This window comes from Treponema phagedenis, from assembly GCF_008153345.1.
Taxonomy (GTDB): Bacteria; Spirochaetota; Spirochaetia; order Treponematales; family Treponemataceae; genus Treponema; species Treponema phagedenis.
In genome coordinates, this window is sequence record NZ_CP042818.1 from 2595873 (window position 1) to 2613760 (window position 17888).

Annotated in this window: 15 protein-coding genes and 1 tRNA gene; 13 read left to right on the forward strand and 3 right to left on the reverse strand. The window is 39.0% G+C overall.

From position 1 onward, the window contains the following. Positions 1–150 precede the first annotated feature (150 nt). The 5 genes from FUT79_RS11400 to FUT79_RS11420 all read left to right on the forward strand — a co-directional run bounded on the left by FUT79_RS11400 (position 151) and on the right by FUT79_RS11420 (position 4987). Entirely contained in the window at positions 151–804 is a 654-nt protein-coding gene (locus FUT79_RS11400; RefSeq protein ID WP_148879094.1) for a hypothetical protein, read from the forward strand. Between the two features lie 497 nt (positions 805–1301). Continuing rightward, positions 1302–1622 carry a hypothetical protein gene (locus tag FUT79_RS11405; protein ID WP_148889686.1) on the forward strand — a complete coding sequence of 107 codons (321 nt, stop codon included), beginning with the start codon at positions 1302–1304 and terminating at the stop codon, positions 1620–1622. Positions 1623–1784: 162 nt separating this feature from the next. After that, on the forward strand, positions 1785–2603 hold the full coding sequence (locus tag FUT79_RS15165) for a hypothetical protein (RefSeq protein ID WP_187426844.1): 819 nt from the start codon (positions 1785–1787) through the stop codon (positions 2601–2603). Between the two features lie 156 nt (positions 2604–2759). Continuing rightward, positions 2760–3629 carry an Rpn family recombination-promoting nuclease/putative transposase gene (locus FUT79_RS11415; protein ID WP_148889687.1) on the forward strand — a complete coding sequence of 290 codons (870 nt, stop codon included), beginning with the start codon at positions 2760–2762 and terminating at the stop codon, positions 3627–3629. 158 nt (positions 3630–3787) lie between these two features. Then, positions 3788–4987, forward strand: a complete 1200-nt coding sequence (locus tag FUT79_RS11420; protein WP_148889688.1) for a leucine-rich repeat domain-containing protein — start codon at positions 3788–3790, stop codon at positions 4985–4987. A gap of 708 nt (positions 4988–5695) precedes the next feature. On the opposite strand, the gene FUT79_RS11430 is transcribed toward FUT79_RS11420, so the two are convergent. After that, a complete protein-coding gene (locus tag FUT79_RS11430; protein ID WP_024753236.1) occupies positions 5696–6046 on the reverse strand; it encodes an ABC transporter transmembrane domain-containing protein in 351 nt (116 codons plus the stop codon). A gap of 359 nt (positions 6047–6405) precedes the next feature. Here FUT79_RS11430 and FUT79_RS11435 point away from each other — a divergent pair, with 359 nt between their 5' ends. From FUT79_RS11435 to FUT79_RS11445, 3 genes are all read left to right on the forward strand, one after another. Next, positions 6406–8211 carry a hypothetical protein gene (locus FUT79_RS11435; RefSeq protein ID WP_052335779.1) on the forward strand — a complete coding sequence of 602 codons (1806 nt, stop codon included), beginning with the start codon at positions 6406–6408 and terminating at the stop codon, positions 8209–8211. A 108-nt stretch (positions 8212–8319) separates the two neighbouring features. Then, positions 8320–9162, forward strand: a complete 843-nt coding sequence (locus tag FUT79_RS11440; protein ID WP_024753235.1) for a hypothetical protein — start codon at positions 8320–8322, stop codon at positions 9160–9162. A gap of 235 nt (positions 9163–9397) precedes the next feature. After that, positions 9398–10054 carry a hypothetical protein gene (locus FUT79_RS11445; protein ID WP_024753234.1) on the forward strand — a complete coding sequence of 219 codons (657 nt, stop codon included), beginning with the start codon at positions 9398–9400 and terminating at the stop codon, positions 10052–10054. Between the two features lie 720 nt (positions 10055–10774). Here the strand turns inward: FUT79_RS11445 and FUT79_RS11455 are convergent. Continuing rightward, positions 10775–11065 carry an oxidoreductase gene (locus FUT79_RS11455; protein WP_024753232.1) on the reverse strand — a complete coding sequence of 97 codons (291 nt, stop codon included), beginning with the start codon at positions 11063–11065 and terminating at the stop codon, positions 10775–10777. A gap of 230 nt (positions 11066–11295) precedes the next feature. On the opposite strand from FUT79_RS11455, the gene FUT79_RS11460 reads away from it, so the two are divergent. From FUT79_RS11460 to FUT79_RS11475, 4 genes are read left to right on the forward strand one after another with little or no spacing between them, the layout of a single operon-like run. Beyond that, a complete protein-coding gene (locus tag FUT79_RS11460; protein WP_231577548.1) occupies positions 11296–11751 on the forward strand; it encodes a hypothetical protein in 456 nt (151 codons plus the stop codon). Positions 11752–11792: 41 nt separating this feature from the next. Next, positions 11793–12500, forward strand: a complete 708-nt coding sequence (locus tag FUT79_RS11465) for a response regulator (RefSeq protein WP_002698596.1) — start codon at positions 11793–11795, stop codon at positions 12498–12500. Next, positions 12497–13549, forward strand: a complete 1053-nt coding sequence (locus FUT79_RS11470; RefSeq protein WP_024753231.1) for a flagellar motor switch protein FliG — start codon at positions 12497–12499, stop codon at positions 13547–13549. Before FUT79_RS11465 ends, FUT79_RS11470 begins: the two co-directional genes overlap by 4 nt. Next, positions 13537–16527 (forward strand): insulinase family protein, encoded by a 2991-nt coding sequence (locus tag FUT79_RS11475; protein WP_148889689.1) that lies wholly within the window; start codon positions 13537–13539, stop codon positions 16525–16527. The genes FUT79_RS11470 and FUT79_RS11475 overlap by 13 nt, the downstream gene beginning before the upstream one ends. Positions 16528–16845: 318 nt before the next feature. Here the strand turns inward: FUT79_RS11475 and FUT79_RS11480 are convergent. Next, positions 16846–16917 (reverse strand) — tRNA-Gly (locus FUT79_RS11480). Positions 16918–17049: 132 nt separating this feature from the next. Between FUT79_RS11480 and FUT79_RS11485 the strand changes: the two genes are divergently transcribed. After that, positions 17050–17883, forward strand: a complete 834-nt coding sequence (locus tag FUT79_RS11485) for an HAD-IIA family hydrolase (RefSeq protein WP_044634395.1) — start codon at positions 17050–17052, stop codon at positions 17881–17883. Positions 17884–17888: the final 5 nt, after the last annotated feature.

Sequence of the window (17888 nt, forward strand, 5' to 3'; positions counted from 1 at the left end):
TAAAACTGAATGCCTAGAAAATAGGACATTTTTACATTGCAGAAATATAGGACATTTTTAAATTGCGTTGACAATTTTCACCAAAAACCACTTGACATATATATATATATATATAATAGATAGTAACTTTTTATTACAGGAGGATTTTTTATGAAAAAGTTACGTTTTCTTGGCTTTGCCATAGTGGCAATAGCATTGATTGTATCTTGCCCTGGGACAAGTGGCACCCCAAAAGCATCTGAAAACACTGGTGGTAAGGTTCAACCAACACCAACACCAGCTCCACAACCAGCTCCAGCTCCAGGTGAAAGCGGTAACACATCCCCTGATGGAAATACACCACTAGGCGGAACGAAAGACCTCTCCACTGAGGATGTGAAAACGGTAGTTGATAAAATCAATCAAATGTTCGAAGGCTTAGGCGTAAAAGTTACAGACAGCAGCTCTGACACCCCAGTCACTAAGGAGATTACTCCAAATCAACTTAAAGAACGATTTAAATTTACCAATAACCCTAAGTTAGCCGATTCTTTTTTGACAAAGTTCATTAAAGCTGCTCTAGAAGCGCTAAAATTTGACGATATTCCTGCCGTTCCAGATGGTGCGAAGGCCATCGAAAAGCTGGGCTTAGATCTTAAACTTGTAGACAGTACGCCTGGTCAACCAATCAAGAAGGACACTACTAGAGAGCAACTTAAAGCACGATTTACAGTTGAAGGCGATGCTACTGCTTTCGATTATTTCGTTGCATATGTTAAAGAGTATCTGAACGGAAATAACAGTAAAAACATTCCGTCTCTTTAAAACCAGGATTCTTTTAAGCTCTTAAAAAAATGTTGTAACATTTAATAATAAGTCTGCCAAACCTGTTTTTCCAATCTACCAAATTTTGAGCTTATCAGCTCAAAATTTGCGGGATTATTTATGGCTTGACAAAACTTATTTTTCTATACAATTATATTTAAGGGTTTAGGCGAATAATATGGTTGTAAATGTATTTTATTTTTGCATTGCAAGAAAAGCATTTTTTACAAAAAGGCAGAGGACATGCCCAATATTTTCTGCTCAAATAAATAGCCTAATTCCCCCCCCCCACACACACACACGATAAAAGTTTATCGATACAATTTCGATTTAACATATATTTTACAAAAGAGCGAGAAATCAGCATTTTTGAATTGGTGCTCATTTTTTGCTGTTTTTATTTTGGTTTTAAAGCTCAAAGTTGTTTTTGTAAAAAGACGTCTTTGGGCTTTTTGCGTTTTAAAAACGCAAGAATATTTTTATAAAGGAGCTTTATTATGAAAAAAGCATTTTTGAAAACAAGCAGAATAATGCTTGTTCTTGGTTTAGCGTTGCTGGCGACGCTATTTGGATGTATGCAAACCACGGAGGTTCAAAATCAGCAAAAACCTATACCAGAACCGGAAAAATTTGCTGTGAGCTTTAGCGTAGATGTACCTGAAGGCGTCGAAAAGGCTGATTTTAAGCTTACCGCAAAAGTGGAAGGTGCTCATCAAAACAAGCTCGAAACAGCGAAAGCATTTAAGGACATGGGCTTACCACTGGAACAAATTGCACAAGGTACCGGCTTAAGCATCGAAGAAATCGAAGCTTTATAAAACAAAAAAACGAAAAACTAATGAACGGTTAAACCTTGGTTTTTTGCAAATCTTAAAACAAAAAAAATAAAAAAAAAGTCCGACTTTTTTTTAAAAACCACTTGACATAAATATATATATATATATAATAGATAGTAACTTTTTATTACAGGAGGATTTCGTATGAAAAAGTTACGTTTTATTAGCTTTGCCATATTGGCAACAGCATTGATTGTTGTATCTTGCCAAGGTCCAGCTAACCCCACAAAAGAACCTGGCAATGTTCAGAAAGCTGAGGAGAAAAAACCAGAGGTGAAAGATCCAAAAGCTGAGGAGAAAAAACCAGAGGTGAAAGATCCAAAAGCTGAGGAGAAAAAACCAGAGGTGAAAGATCCAAAAGCTGAGGAGAAAAAACCAGAGGTGAAAGATCCAAAAGCTGAGGAGAAAAAACCAGAGGTGAAAGATCCAAAAGCTGAGGAGAAAAAACCAGAGGAGAAAGATCCAAAAGCTGAGGAGAAAAAACCAGAGGTGAAAGATCCAAAAGCTGAGGAGAAAAAACCAGAGGAGAAAGATCCAAAAGAAGAAGAGCTTCATGAGTTTATTGGCGAGCTTTGTGAAACAGCGGAAGAGGAAGAAATGCCTGCTGATGAAGTTAGTCGTTGGGTTGAACTAGCGCAGGAGGATTTTGAACAATTCGGCGTCAAAATTGTGGACAAAGAAGCTGATAAGCCAATTAAAAAGGGTGCCAGTGAAGAAGATCTTAAAAAACGCTTTGTGCTAGAGAAATATTCAAAAGAAGATGTGCTTCATGTGTTTATTGGCGAGCTTTGTGAAATAGCGGAAGAGGAAGAAATGCCTGCTGACGAAGTTAGTCGTTGGGTTGAACTAGCGCAGGAGGATTTTGAACAATTCGGCGTCAAAATTGTGGACAAAGAAGCTGATAAGCCAATTAAAAAGGGTGCCAGTGAAGAAGATCTTAAAAAACGCTTTGTGCTAGAATAGCTCTAAAACCTTTTAGCACCAAAAAAACCGTCTATGCTTTATGTGTAGACGGTTTTTTATTTTACTGGGAATATGGGATTTTAAATTTTTATGGATAACTGATCAAGAGTAAGAAAAGAAAAGTCGCTTTATTTAAATTCAAGGAGGAAACCGCCTATGAAAAAACTAACCCCAAGCCCAAAGAGAGCCTACAAGGACAATGTGTTTACTCATTTATTTGGAAAAGGCGTACAAGGAAAAAAGCATTTTTTAGAATTGTACAATGCCCTTTTTAATGAAAATTTAACCGACACGAAGGCTCTGGAAAACGTTAGGCTTGGCACACCTTTTTATTCGACCGTCATCAATGACCTTGCATACTTGGTCGAAGGAAAGCTCTTCGTTTTTATTGAACACCAGTCGACTATTTCAGAATTAATTATTCTACGAGTTTTGGTTTACCTTATACTCACGATTCAAAAAGTTCTAAAAGCTCCGAATTGGTTTGCAAGAAAAATGAAAAAATTTCCAAAGCCTGTATTTTTTGTTTTTTATAACGGCAAAGAAAATTTTCCTTTGGAAAGCAAGCTTCAGCTTTCAGATTTTTTTATCGAGGGTAGCGACGAGTTTTCGATAGACCTTGTTGTTAAGGTTATAAATATTAATTACGACAAAGGGCATAAAATTTTAGAAAAGTCGCCAATCTTGAAAGATTATGCTTTTTTAGTTAAAATGGTAAATGAAAAAGGTTTTGATAAAGCAATTGATGAGTGCCTTGAATTAGGTGTACTCAAGGGCTATTTAGAGGAAAATATAATGGAGGTGAAAAATATGCTAAAATGGGAATATGATTATGATATGGATATTGCTGTACAAAGAGCCGAAGCAGAAGCAATTGGCTTAGAAAAAGGTGAAGCAATCGGTTTAGAAAAAGGGTCTTATCAAAAAGCAATAGAAACAGCGAAAAACGCTCTAAAGATGGGGCTTTCGGTAGATCAAATATCTATACTTACCGGCTTAAGCACAGACGAAATCGAAGCTTTATAAAACAAAAAAACGAAAAACTAATGAACGGTTAAACCTTGGTTTTTTGCAAATCTTAAAACAAAAAAAATAAAAAAAAAGTCCGACTTTTTTTTAAAAACCACTTGATATATATATATATATATAATAGATAGTAACTTTTTATTACAGGAGGATTTCGTATGAAAAAGTTACGTTTTATTAGCTTTGCCATATTGGCAACAGCATTGATTGTTGTATCTTGTCCAAGGCCAACTGACACCCCAGAAGTACCTGGCAATGTTCAGAAAGCTGAGGAGAAAAAAGATTCTCCCAGTGGAATTCAAATTAAGATATCCGGTGATGAAAGAATAGATAATACAAGCCTTCCAGCTCAAACGGCAATAAAGGGACAAAAATGGAAAGATGTAAAAACCTCTATTGAAGAAAAAGTAAAATTGAGTTACGGTTGGAATAATGGCGACTACCACATTTACCAATGGCGTCTCGGAAATGAAAATGGCACGCTTTTAAGCGACGACTATAAGTTTACCACGAATACTACTATTTACGCCGTTACCAATTATGCAAAGTTTAATCTTGTGGAAAATGGTACTGCAATTGATGAGTATAAAGGCTATCTCGGTGAAAAACCTCGTGGCAAAATAATTATACCCGAAGGTGTTACGAAGATTAATGGTGGAGACAGGAGTGGTGCTTTCTCTGGTTGTAGCGGGCTTACAAGCCTCACCTTGCCTGACGGGCTTACATCGATTGGAATTGGTGCTTTCGTTGATTGTAGCGGGCTTACGAGCATCGACCTTTCTGCATGCACAAAGCTTACCTCGATTGAGTGGGGTGCTTTCTATGATTGTAGCGGGCTTACAAGCATCGACCTTTCTGCATGCACAAAGCTTACCTCGATTGAGTACAATACTTTCGCTGGTTGTAGCGGGCTTACGAGCATCACCTTGCCTGACGGGCTTACCTCGATTGAGTACAATACTTTCGCTGGTTGTAGCGGGCTTACGAGCATCACCTTGCCTGACGGGCTTACCTCGATTGAGTACGATACTTTCTCTGGTTGTAGCGGGCTTACAAGCATCGACCTTTCTGCATGTACAAAACTTACCTCGATTGGAAACGGTGCTTTCTATGATTGTAGCGGGCTTACGAGCATCACCTTGCCTGATGGGCTTACTTCGATTGGGCACTATGCTTTCGAAGGTTGTAGCAAGCTTACTTCTGTTACCTTTACTAATAGAAATGGCTGGGCGGTGTATGATGACCAGAACTATAAAAACAAGCATGCAGATATATCGTCAAGCGGCTTAGATGATACAGCAAAAGCCGCTGATTTGTTAACAACCACATATAAAGATAAATACTGGAAAAGGAATTAGGAGGTAAATAAAACTTAAACTTACCCCGATTGACGTTTTAGCAATCGGGGTATTGGAACTTTTCCGTATCAAGCAAAGCTTGGTACGGAAAAGTCGCTTTATTTTTGCGGGGAATGTCCTCTAAAAGCCCAAAAGGAAAGGCTTTTTTGAAGTGTTTGGTTTTTTTACTCTTCTCTTGAGTACGAAGGAACGCAAGCCACATTTGTGCATAAAAACAATTTTTGGAATTTTAAGTTTTTCAAGATGCCTATTGTGTTTTATTCAATATGCAAAATTTTCTCAACACTAAGTATTTTCTTTAAGCGGAGCGTTTTTCCCAACACAAAACGACAACTGAATTTTACTCTTGTCTTAAGTGCGCAAGAAAGCAAGTCGTTTTTGTGCATAAAAATTTTAGATTTTTATTTTTTTAAGCTCACCTTATCTAATCCGTTTGAGCGTCAATAATTTAGCTTCTATTTGCACAGCAAAAGTTTTGCCTTTTCATTTTATGCTTAACACTCCATTCCGTATTTTATTCAGCTTTCGCAAAAGGCGGTAAAAACACTGTTTGATGTTGATGTAAACATAGAACTCTTTGATGAATCAATTCCTTCACTAGGAAAACAAGGGAAAAACACGCCCGCTTTTTTATGTCCTGCAGGAATAGAGCGAATGGCAAAGGAGTTTAAAAAATTTCCCGAGCAGTATAAAACAAACTTGGAAGCCTTAAAAAAACAAATTATACGGCACACGGCACGACATCGTATACTTAAAAACACAGTCCTTGTAATCGGAAATTGCATTATAAAAAGATTTATACGAAGCAACCGACGCATTAAAAATTTTTATTACTTGCATTCCACGCACATATTCGACCGCTTCCGAATTCATTTTTTCGAGGGCTTTTGCGTACTTTTCCATAAAAGTCATATCGCCGTACATTCCAAACATACACGCAATCGAGATAATCGTAAGAATAACCAAAAGTATGCCAAGACGCCAATCTACAAAAAACATCACCGCAAACATCATTATCGGCGTTACAATAGCAACTGCAAAAAAATTAGGCAGAGCCAAAGTAGCATTCTGCCAACATTGTCTACAGTAGATACAATCTACTGGTATTGTTAGGCTTCTAATCCTTTCAAATTTTAATTTCTAAAATTGCAGTATTTTTTATTTATTACCTTGCTTGGAAAATTACCTTGTACTCATCGAGGATAATCGCGCTTATAAAACTTTTAAAGTGAGGCTAATATATTTATTTATATTTTTCTAAAAGTTTATGCACCATATCTTTAACTTGTGATCCACTTAAGCCGAGCGTATTTTTTTCTAAATTATTTTCATTCATATTTACCACAAAAGTATATGCAAACAATCAAACCGGCACGCCGGTAAAAACATATAAAATAGAAAACAACACAAAAAATTTTTTGCAACTTCCGATTGAATGCAAAAACGCAACACACCTTGAGCTACACATAACAAAAGCGACGCCGAATAAACGCATTTGGGTTGTTTCGTTTTTTGCAGGCTTTGAATACGCGCTCGACGAAAGTCAAATCGTTAAAATAAAATATCAACAGAAAAAAAGCGAAAACAAAGAAGGCTCAATAGGACGGCTTTATTTTAACACCATTGATTTAACGCTTTCAAATATCGACCGTATCTTTGACAAGGAAAATCCCAAATCTAAAATCGTAAACTATCTTACAACGACCGCGACATTTTCAGTTGTGCTTTCAATGCAACAAGATAAAATGCAAAATCGTTTTGTGCTTGATTTAGGCGTTTTTAGCGTAACCGATTTTTCAAGTAAATTAAGCGAAGCAAAGGCGACAATTAAAGGTACGGATTTTATCGGAAGTCAAAAAGACAAAGAAATCAGTTTAGGCATTATTGAAAACAAAAGCGCGTATGAAGTATTTAAAACAGTTGCGCTGAAGTTAGGGCTTGAGCCGCTCGGTATTGACCCGACATTAAAAAATATAACGTATTCATTATTGCCGCTGAACGGTACGGTCGCAAAAGTTCTCAACCAATTGTGCAGCAACACGAATGTCTTTTGTACAACGCGCGGAAATATTTTTGTCGCAACGCTTTTGAAAAATAAACACGCAACACTTCGCTACCCGCAGCGCTATTTTGCATTGAATGAGTTCAAAGAAACAAACGCAACAAAAACACAAAGCCTTATTCCGAACGTTATCAATTTAAGTTACTCAACATACGAATATGAAAACGGTATTTTTATAAAAGATAAAAAAGTATTGTTTTATAATAAGGATATAATACAGCAACCGAAAAACTGGGAGACAATGCCACTCACCGAATACATAAACGACGTTTTTATTCCTGAAAAAAATAAACCCGTATCGTATCAAAAAACTTTTTATGCAGGAGAACTGCCGAAAAACTTTCACCACATAGAAATAAGCGATGACTTTTTATATCGGAGTTTTGAGTATAAAGTTGAAACAAAGAAAAACGACAAAGGCGCACTCGAAAGCGTAACGGTTAAACTATGGAACTATGAAAAGCGCGATGATACCGACCAGTGCACGATTTTTATTTGTGTAAAAGAAAAACCGGCAAGTACAATTATTGACAGCCAAGACTTTCCCGTTTACTCGCACGCGGACGAATATATACGAGGCGCAGAGCTTGAGTTCCAGCCGGAAAACCAAAACGACGCGGCGGAAATAGAGCGGCGCAACATACCGAATAAGCCGGAAATATTTTCCGTTGAAACAACGGGCGATATACAAGTAGACCGCATTGAAGTAGGCAATTATTTTGTACGCGGCTTTTTCGAATTTTATATGACGCGCACCGAAAAAGGCGTTACCGTCAAAGCGTGGAACTATTCCGCCGTTCCACAGACGCTCACGGTAAACGTATACGGCGTGCGGCTCAAAAAGAGCGAACAGAAAATAACGATACAAGCGCGCAACGAAGAGAACATAAAAATAAACGGCGAAATTGTAAAGAACATTTCGGTCGACGGCGTCAGTGATAAAAAAAGCGCGGAAGAGATTTTGAAAACTGCAATGAAGTATTACAAAGAATTAAACGGCGCGCTTTCTGATGAAACGTGGAGCGACCCGCGCATACAGCTTTATGACTTTTTAGGTTTTAAGAAGTTGCGCTACCCGAACTACAGTCAAGGCATCGTTGACGAAATAGGTTTGGAGTACGCAGGATATTTAACGCAAAAAATAACGTTACGAGAAACGTAAAAACACAATAGGGACTGCCGCGTGTTCGGCGGGTTTGTTTTAGCCGACCGTCCGGTGCAGGACGGTACACAAACAACATTTATATAATTTTTTTTGCAAGGAGAATTTATGAGTTACACAAGATTAATGAACAAAGATGAAACAGGACGTGCGCCTGAAAATAAAGTTACCGGAGAAGTGGTCAACGTGATACAAGGCGTTCCGCAAAAGCTGGCACATAGTATTTTTTTTGAAGAAGATTTTTTTATTTACGCCGATGCAGAAAAAAGACAAAAATTACGGCGCGGTATTGATTTTGATTTTGAAAACGAAGACACCATCGCAACGGAAATAACAAATAAGAATTGCTGGACGCGAATTACTGTGTACAAAAGCATTTCACAAGTTTATATTGATTATAAAGTTTGCGGAGATTTTGTAACGGCGGAAATTATCAATGAAATATATGACGCCGCCGACGCAATCTCTAATGACGTGAACGCATTAAACGATAAGCTGGAAGCGAACAAAAAAGAGCTCGCGAACCACAAAGTAGACACCGAGCCGCACGGCGCTAGTAAATATGTTAACCCGAACTCGCTTGCATTGCGAACAAGCGCCGGTACTTTGCAGGCGGCGAATGCAACGGAAGGAAACGACCTTGTAAACTTGAATGTGCTCAATGAAAAACAGCGGGAGCAAGACAACGCGACGCAAAACAAAATAACGGAAAGCGCCCGAACGATTTATCATGTTTTGCAGGCGAACGAAGCCGTCTTGACAAAAGACGACTTTTCCGAAGGGCTTGACCCCAACGCCTCCGACTATGAGGAGCAACTGGCAACACGGCTTGAAACCCATGTCAACGACCTAAAGCCGCACCATAACGCTATCAGAAATAAAGACGGCAACTTGACGACGGGCGAAGCAACGCTTGAAACGGAAGCCGTAAACAAAAAAACAGCTGGATAAAGCGTTTAGCGACCTCGTAGGCGCCGCCCCCGAAACACTCGACACAATCTACGAAATAGCCGAAGCCCTCCACGGCAACGCAAATATCGTAAACACAATAACCGACACGATAACGGCAGGAGACGCTACAACGCTTACAAGTGCGAAAGGCTACACCGATACAAAGGTTACCGACTACTACACAAAGGCGGAAGTCGACGCAAGTCAAGCGGCGCAAGACAACAGAATAAAAACATTGGAACAAGCGGGCGGTTTTCAAAACAGCATAAGCCCCGACGCGACGCCTCAGTCGATTGCTTTGCGAACTGATACCGGCACACTCAAGGCTGCTAACGCAACGGAAAATGACGACTTAGTTAATTTGCATACATTAAAAAAAGAAATCGATTCAAAAGTAAGCGTGATACCGAGCGCAGAAAATCTTTTTATTTTATTTTTTCAAAATACCCCCTACGTACAATTCCCGGGAAAACCTGAGCCCGGAACACTTTTTTCTTTCGATGGATACCATTGGGAAAAAGCGAACTATGGCGGCGCGTTCTTTCGAGCAGAAGGCGGAAATGCAAACGGATTTAATGGAGGAGTGCAGGCAGGCGGCATACCTGATGCACAAGGTTGGCTAGGATTTCACGGGAACCGCGGCGGTTTTGCGGGTGTAAAAGGGAGAGAAGGAAACGCAGGAAACAGCGGCGTTTTTCAAGAGAGAAAGAGGGTTGAGGATCCTGATAACGGCATTGTCACTCCTGTCAATGAAACATTAATAAATAATTATAAAGAACTTTATTTGATAGAGGCTACAGAATTCAGGCTCTCTTATGGCGGCATGCCAATAGCGAATGAAGTTCGTCCGGTTAACTATACCGTTCGTTTATGGTACTTAATTAAGGATTAGCACAACAACAAAAAGTTTTTAACTTTTTTCACAAAAGTACTTGACAAAATATAACGCTTATGATATAATATAATCATCTTAAGGGAAGGATATTTTATGCATAAGCGTAAAAAGAAAAAGCCGTCGGAAAAGACGGCTCTGGTTCTAGCAATTTATCGCTGGTATTTTGGCAGTCATCGATAAATTGCTAGAAATAATCATTAAACTACTTGCTCGATAAACAAGTAGATTGCAGGCTCTTATTTTAGAGCCTGCTCCATTATATCACATTTTAGGAGTTTTGTCAAATGAAAAAAAAGATTTATAGGATTTTAATAATTACACTGATAATTTTAATAGCACTTATTCTATGCAGCATTGGAATAAATATTTTTAAGATATGTACGAGGTAAAATGACAACGGAAGAAGTAGCAAAAAAAGCAGGTTGCAAGCAAATTACTGCGAGAAAATGGGCTTTAGCAAATGGAGTAAAATTTATAGGCTCCAGCAACCGAAAAATGTATATATGGACTGACGCCGACCTCGCACGTTTCAAAGCACGGAAAAAGCCCGGCAGACCGAAAGAAAGTACATAAGCTAAACGCCGCCCCGTTTTTCGTTATGAGAGCGGGGATTATGATAATTTATCATTATTTATCACAATGACAAAATACGTCGGCTGCTTCACAAAATTTTAATCATAGAGCCAGTATTTTGTATAATTTTATAGTCACACACAGTTATAAATTATAACCCTCTACTACTGCAGGGTTAATCGTACAGCGAATAGGTCTGTTTATACCGATTCGGTTACCGGCACAACCGATATTACATGAAATACATTTTCTGATTTCGGGAATATTATCAAACTCAACTTTGTTTACCCATTCCGGATCGGCTATAAGACCTCGCCCCATACCGATTATGTCCGCATCGCCTCTTGCAAGAATCTCATTTGCAATTTTCGGATCTCGAATATTACCGGTTGTAACACAGGGCTTTTTAAACTTTTCTCTTACCGCCCTCGCCATATATGACCGCCACCCGTCTGCCAAATAATTTGTACTGCCCCCCGTTTTTTGGACACGAAAGTTATTTTTTTAAGCAGCCCGTGTCCAACTTTTAGGGGGAGGTACAGGGCTACCCAAGGCCTTAATCTTTCATATCCCTGATTCTTGAATTATTTTCCTTGAAAAAAATACTATTTGGATCTATACTATATAAGATGTTAGTAGAGGATCATATAATTTCAGAGCTTATTATGTCTATCAGTAAACATTATGCGGACACAGTTGCTACTCGGTTTTTGCGTCCTTTGTTTGCAGCAATATTATCCGATATAGATATTGCGCGGCATATAAGCGATCTTACCGAACATGCCGATGATTTTATCATACAAGGATTTCATCTCGATGAGCTTTACGAAGATATTATCGCTCTTTCGCGGTTTATATTTTTAGTGCGCAGAGATATATTGCCGCATTTACGAACGCTTGCGGAAGAAAATATTCGTATGGATTCAATTGACCGAGTATACAGGAATATGGCGTTTCATGCATTACCGACAAATATAACAATTTTAGCAGAGTTATTATATAGTTTATATGAACGCGCGATTGCTTATGATAAAAAACAATCCCGAAAGAAAGGCAAAAAGCCGATTGCTCACCGTTTTTCTGAATTAGAAAATGTAAAGAAATTAATCGAAAAATACTGACTTTTTCATTTGCTTGAAAAGAGGCTTGTGTTAACAATACTATGACTAAAACAATAACCAATCAAATTCATATTTTAATTGCGGAATCCGATACAATTATAGCGCTTGACTTACAAAGCATGCTGCAACGATTAGGATATACTGTTGCAGCCTCTGTAGAAACGGCAGAAGATGCTATCTCATTTGCAAAACAATTGAATCCTGATTTAATCCTTCTTGATATTGGTATACAAGGCAAAATCAACGGCATTGAAGCGGCAATAAAAATACAAGACTCGGTAAAAACTCCGATGATATTTTTGCTGTCCGCCGCAGATACTCCGCTGCTGACTAAAGCCGATGATATTAATTATGACGGCTATTTATTAAAACCTATTCATCCCGACAGTTTGGCGGGTACCATTGACACCGCCATGTATAAATACCGCAGTATGCAGCGGATTGCACAGGCTCAGGAAGAGATAAAAAGATACAGGAAAAATTATGCATCATTAGAAACCTTAGCTAAAGTCGACCGAGTGTTATTTTGGCAAAAGGAGGAAAACTGCGAAGTTCAGTTTTCCTCAAATGAGGCGGGGAGCCGATACCGAGCAATAATTGAAGCGGCAATTCAACAATATGAAACCGATTTTGCCGTCTTTCACCGTTTTGATACTATAGAAACAGTGTTAATTACCGGCACCAAAACCGCCACTGAAGCGTCGGGAGTAATTATTAGAATCGATGAAGATAAGGAAGTACATCAATGACCGATATTGAAAGTGAAATGCTAAAGCGCGGGCTGATAAAGGTTCCCTCTGCCGATCAAAAAACCGAAAGCTCATATCGTAAGGTTGCAAAATTTTTGTATTTAATCGGTGTGGAGCAAGCGGCACAAGTACTTAAACAGCTCAAACCGGAGCAAATTGATAAAGTTGTGACGGAGCTTGTTACTATCCGCCATATCGATAAGGACGAAGCAACATATATTTTAAGTGAGTTTTCCGCGCTGTACGAAAGTTCAAAGAATTCTCTTGGAGGGATACAAACAGCAGAAAGTATGCTTACCAAAGCTTTTGGTGCGGAAAAAGCTTCCGAAATTTTAAAGGCAGCGGTTCCCGAAAAGCAGACAAAACCTTTTGAGTTTTTGGACTCTGCCGATGTTGAAAAAATTGCGCAACTTTTGGATAAAGAACTGCCTGCGACAAAAACACTGGTAATTTCTCAATTACGACCGAAATTAGCGGCTGAGTATATAAAAACGCTTCCTGCTGAAGAAAAAAAAGATATTATTCTTCGACTTGCAAAACTGAAAACTATTCTTCCGGAAGTGTTCAGGCAGGTAAGTAATTCAATGCAGGAAAAGTATCAGCGCTTGCAAACCGGAAAAACGGATTTAATAGACGGCAGAGCGGTACTTGCAGAGATTTTACGTAAGATAGATCCTGCCACCGAACACGATATTTTACAAAACCTTTCGGATTCTAATCCCGAATTGGAGCAAAATATCAGAGAACGATTATTCACGTTGGAGGATATCCTTGGCATCAATAACAGCTATTTACAGAAAAAACTTTCAACGCTTACCGACGACACCGTTGCAAAACTTATTACGGGAAAACATGAAGCCTTTATTGAAAAAATACTGTCGAATGTTTCAAAAAATCGTGCATACTATATTCAAGATGAAAAGAAAACAAATCCGTCAACCCTCAAAGAGGTAAACGAAGTAACCAATCAGTTTTTAACTGAATTGCGGCGCGCATGGGAGCGGGGAGAATTTATTATTGAAGGAAGAGATGAAGAATGGGTGCCTTAATACACGGTTTTGAGATTATATGGAAGCATGATTTGCCTGAAATGCAGGCAGTCGGTGTTTATGCAAAGCATAAAAAAACAGGGCTTGAGCTCTACCATATTTTGAATGATGATGAAGAAAATTTATTTGCGTACTCTTTTATGACCGCATCGGCAAACAGCACAGGTGTTGCGCATATTCTTGAACACTCGGTACTTTGCGGTTCAAAAAATTACCCGCTTAAAGACCCTTTTGTGTTGCTTTCCAGACAAAGCGTAAAAACATTTTTAAATGCGCTCACCTTTCCCGACAAAACGGTGTACCCTGCCTCCTCTGTTGTAGAAGCGGATTATTTTAACCTCTTGCAAGTATACGGCGATGCGGTGTTTTTTCCGTTAATTGAAGAGTGGACTTTTAAGCAGGAAGGCTGGCGGTTTGAATTTGATGCAAACAATAAGCTTTGTCTGCAAGGAGTTGTGCTTAATGAAATGCGCGGAAATTATGCGGATTTTGACTCATTAATGTATGATTATGCAAGGGCATCGGTTACGCAAAATTCTATTTATATGTATGACTCCGGCGGAGAACCGTCGACAATTCCAAGTTTAAGCTATGAACAATTCCGCGGCTTTCATAAAAAATATTATCATCCGTGTAATTGTAAACTTTTTTTATACGGCAATATTCCTACGGAAAAACAAATGCAGGTTCTGCATGAACGATTTCTTTCCTGCTTTGAACCGGCCGAACCGCCGGAGTCTATTCCGCTAATTCCGCATATGGGTGAGCCTGTGTTTTTGTCTCGCTATGCGCCTGCTTCGGAAGGAATGGATATGGATCGTTGCGGACTTGTAGAAACCTGGCTTCTTCCGGAATCCGATACAGCGGAAAATCTTATGGATGCTTTTCTGCTTGAAGAAGTTTTATTAGGGCATGACGGTTCCCCTCTTTCAAAAGCTCTTTTGCATTCTGATTTCGGTACCGATCTCTATGTGTATAACGGGTGTCAGGCGGACTTAAAAAATATTTTATTTTTTATCGGCATAACCGGCGCAGAAAAAGGAAGGGAACGCGAATTTAAAAACTTTCTGCATAAAACATTGCAAGGATTTATCGAAAAAGGAATAGATAAAAAAGATATTGACAGCGCATTAAACAGTATTGAATTTGCAAATAGAGAAATACGGCGAGGTTCAGGCCCCTTTTCCTTAACATTGATGCAGCGTTCTTTGCGCGGTTGGATACACGGAAAAGGACCTGAAAGCTCCTTGCGATATATTCCCGCTTTTGAAAAGCTGAAGGCAGCGATCAAGACAAACCCTCAGTATGTGGAACGCTTAATCGATAAATTCCTCTTACAAAACAAGCATTCTGCAATGCTTTCGGTTTTTCCCGATGAAGATTTTTCAGCCACACTTGATGCAAAATTGCAAAAAATAGCGGAAGCATATGAAAAAACATTAACAAAAGAAATGCGGATAAAATTGCAAAAAGAACAGGAGATTCTTCTTGAAAGACAAAAAGAGGTAGACTCAGAAGAAAAACTTGCGCTTATTCCGCATTTAAAAAAATCCGATCTTCCCGTTCCTCGCCCCGCAATAGAAGAAACAATGCAATTTTTTGGTGAGGTTCCGGCTATTATTCATGAATTACCCACAAATGATATTGCTTATTTACAACTTGCAATACCGGTGGATAATTTCAGTATGGAAGAAGCGTTGTACCTTCCGTTGTATGCAAATGCACTTACCGGTATAGACACGCATACATTGAGCTGGCATGAAGTATCATCGGAGCTTGCATATTTAACCGGAAATTTTTCGGTAAGTTGTGTCAATGCGGGAGATCTTAATGTGCAGGAACTTCCGCTGCTACAAAACCAAACAAAGCTTTTGCGGGAAGAAGTTGTGGGGCGAAGTTGGCTTCTTATTCGGGCAAAAATGTTGCCTGAATTAATAAAACCTGCCGTTGATTTTATTTTTCAGTATTTAAAAACTGCCGCCTTCTCGGATAGAAAAAGATTAAAAGATCTTTTAGTGCAACAAAAGAATGATATGGACAGCGCTCCCGCTCATTCAGGGCATCTTTTAATGTTGTTTAAAACAACATCGCTTCTTTCTCCGGTAAAAGCAATTGACGAACTTTTTTCGGGCGCCGCGCAAATACGCTTTTTACGTAAATTGCATGCAAGTTGTGCCGAGCAAGACTTTCCTGAATCGGAAGCGGAGAAACTGAAGAGTATTCATGCGAAGATTTTAAATTCCGGTATGCTTGTGCTCCTTTGCGGAACAGCGGAAAATCTTAAGGTTTTTGCAGAAGCGTTGCCGCCTCATTTAAGCGGTTTGAAAAAGCCTGCGCCCGGTAAAAATCTACATGTTGAAGTAAAAACAAATTTCTTTGCAAAGCAACAGTTAACTTTATTTCCCTCAGCTTTACAAGTAGGGTTTACCGCAGTTTCTTTTCCTCACTTTTCTTTATCCGATAAGCAGGGAGTGGAAGCTGTTTTTGCGAGCTGGTTAAGTGCGGGGCCGCTATGGGAGCGGATTAGAATAATCGGCGGGGCGTATGGCGCCTTTACCGCACCGGAGCCGATTGAATCTATTTTCAGCTGTGCAACTTATCGAGCCCCCGATCCTCTCCATTCTGTTTCGCAAATAATAGAATCGATTGAAAGTTGTGCAACGGAAAAATTTGATGCGCCCACTATGGAGCGGCTTATTACCGGTGCGTACAGTACAACGGTTACGCCTCAGTCGCCGACACAAAAAAGCCAAACTGCTTTTGTGCGTTTTTTAAACGGCATGAGCGAAGCTGTTCGGTTGCGCAATATTCAAAATTTACTGAATACGCAAGGATCGGATATGAACCGTTGTGCAGAACTTTTGCTTGCTCAAAAATCCTGTATTGAAGGAGCCGCTCTCGGTTCCGACACTCAATTACGGCATACGGAAGAGGCTGCGCGTTTCTTTGCAAAAATGCAATGTGAACAACCGATTTAATTTTACTGCTCATAATTAACAGTACCCCTGCATTGGCAGAGAAAAGACTAAAAAACTTTGAGGGATTAAAAAGAAAAGCTATAAACTGCTAATCTTACGGTGTAACGTTTTGTAAGTACGTTGCTGGTATCTTAATCGGAGTACCAATAATAAGGATTTGCAGATTCAGCATCACTATGGTAAATTGCCCACCGTTGTGTTGTGTCGGACTCTTTCTATATATAGAAGCTTTTAAAACTAACCTGGACTCTTTTTTATAAAATTTTTTATGATTTGTACAAAATGTATTAAAAACGGATGAGTAAACAAAAGAAGTAAAGCGGATGGGGGGAGTCGAACCCCTGTCACAAGCTTGGGAAGCTTGGGTAATAGCCGTTATACGACATCCGCAAAAACTGTCCGTAGCATACGTTTTTTTTCTCCTTTAGTCAAGAAGGTAAATAATAATGATACAGGATTTTTTAATTGACAGTAGAAATAACTTACAGTAGAATTACGGCAACAAGATGTAAGGGATGAGCGATGATTGAAAAAAAAGAAGTTGATAATTGGAATGCGAATATCGATATCTGCGCGCTTTTAGAAAGGTGTAAACATTTTGTGCTGGACATGGACGGTACTTTTTATTTAAGCGATACAATTATTCCGGGGAGCCTGCATTTTATAGAGCAAGCTAAAAAAACAGGAAGGGATTTTATATTTTTTACAAATAATTCATCAAAGAATCCTGAAAACTATATTGATAAACTTGCAAAGATGGATTGCAAGATTGGCCGTGAGCAGATTATGACAAGCGGTGATGTTACAATAGAATATTTGCAAACAAACTATCCGGAAAAAAAAGTATATCTAGTGGGAACGGAGCCGCTTGTACAAAGTTTTGCAATTGCCGGCATTGCGCTGGTTGAAGAAAACCCGGATATTGTTGTGCTTGGATTTGATCAAACGCTTACCTATGAAAAAATCAAAAACATTTGTAATTTTATCCGCGCGGGTGCAATGTATTTTGCAACGCATCCCGATATTAACTGCCCTGTAGAAGGAGGGTATATTCCCGATGTAGGCTCTTTTATGGCAATGATTGAGCTTTCGACAGGTTCCAAACCGAATAAGATTTTAGGTAAACCGTATAAAACCACTGTTGATATGATTGTGCATCGAACCGGCTGGAAAAAAGAAGCAATTGCTTTTGTCGGCGATCGCTTATATACGGATGTTGCTACCGGTGTAAATAACGGCGCGCATGGCTTACTTGTGCTTTCCGGTGAATCCGATATGCATACGGTGCAAGAATCAAATGTAAAACCCGATGCTATATTTTTAGACTTGAAAGAGATTGCTGCATATCTTCGGTGATTTTC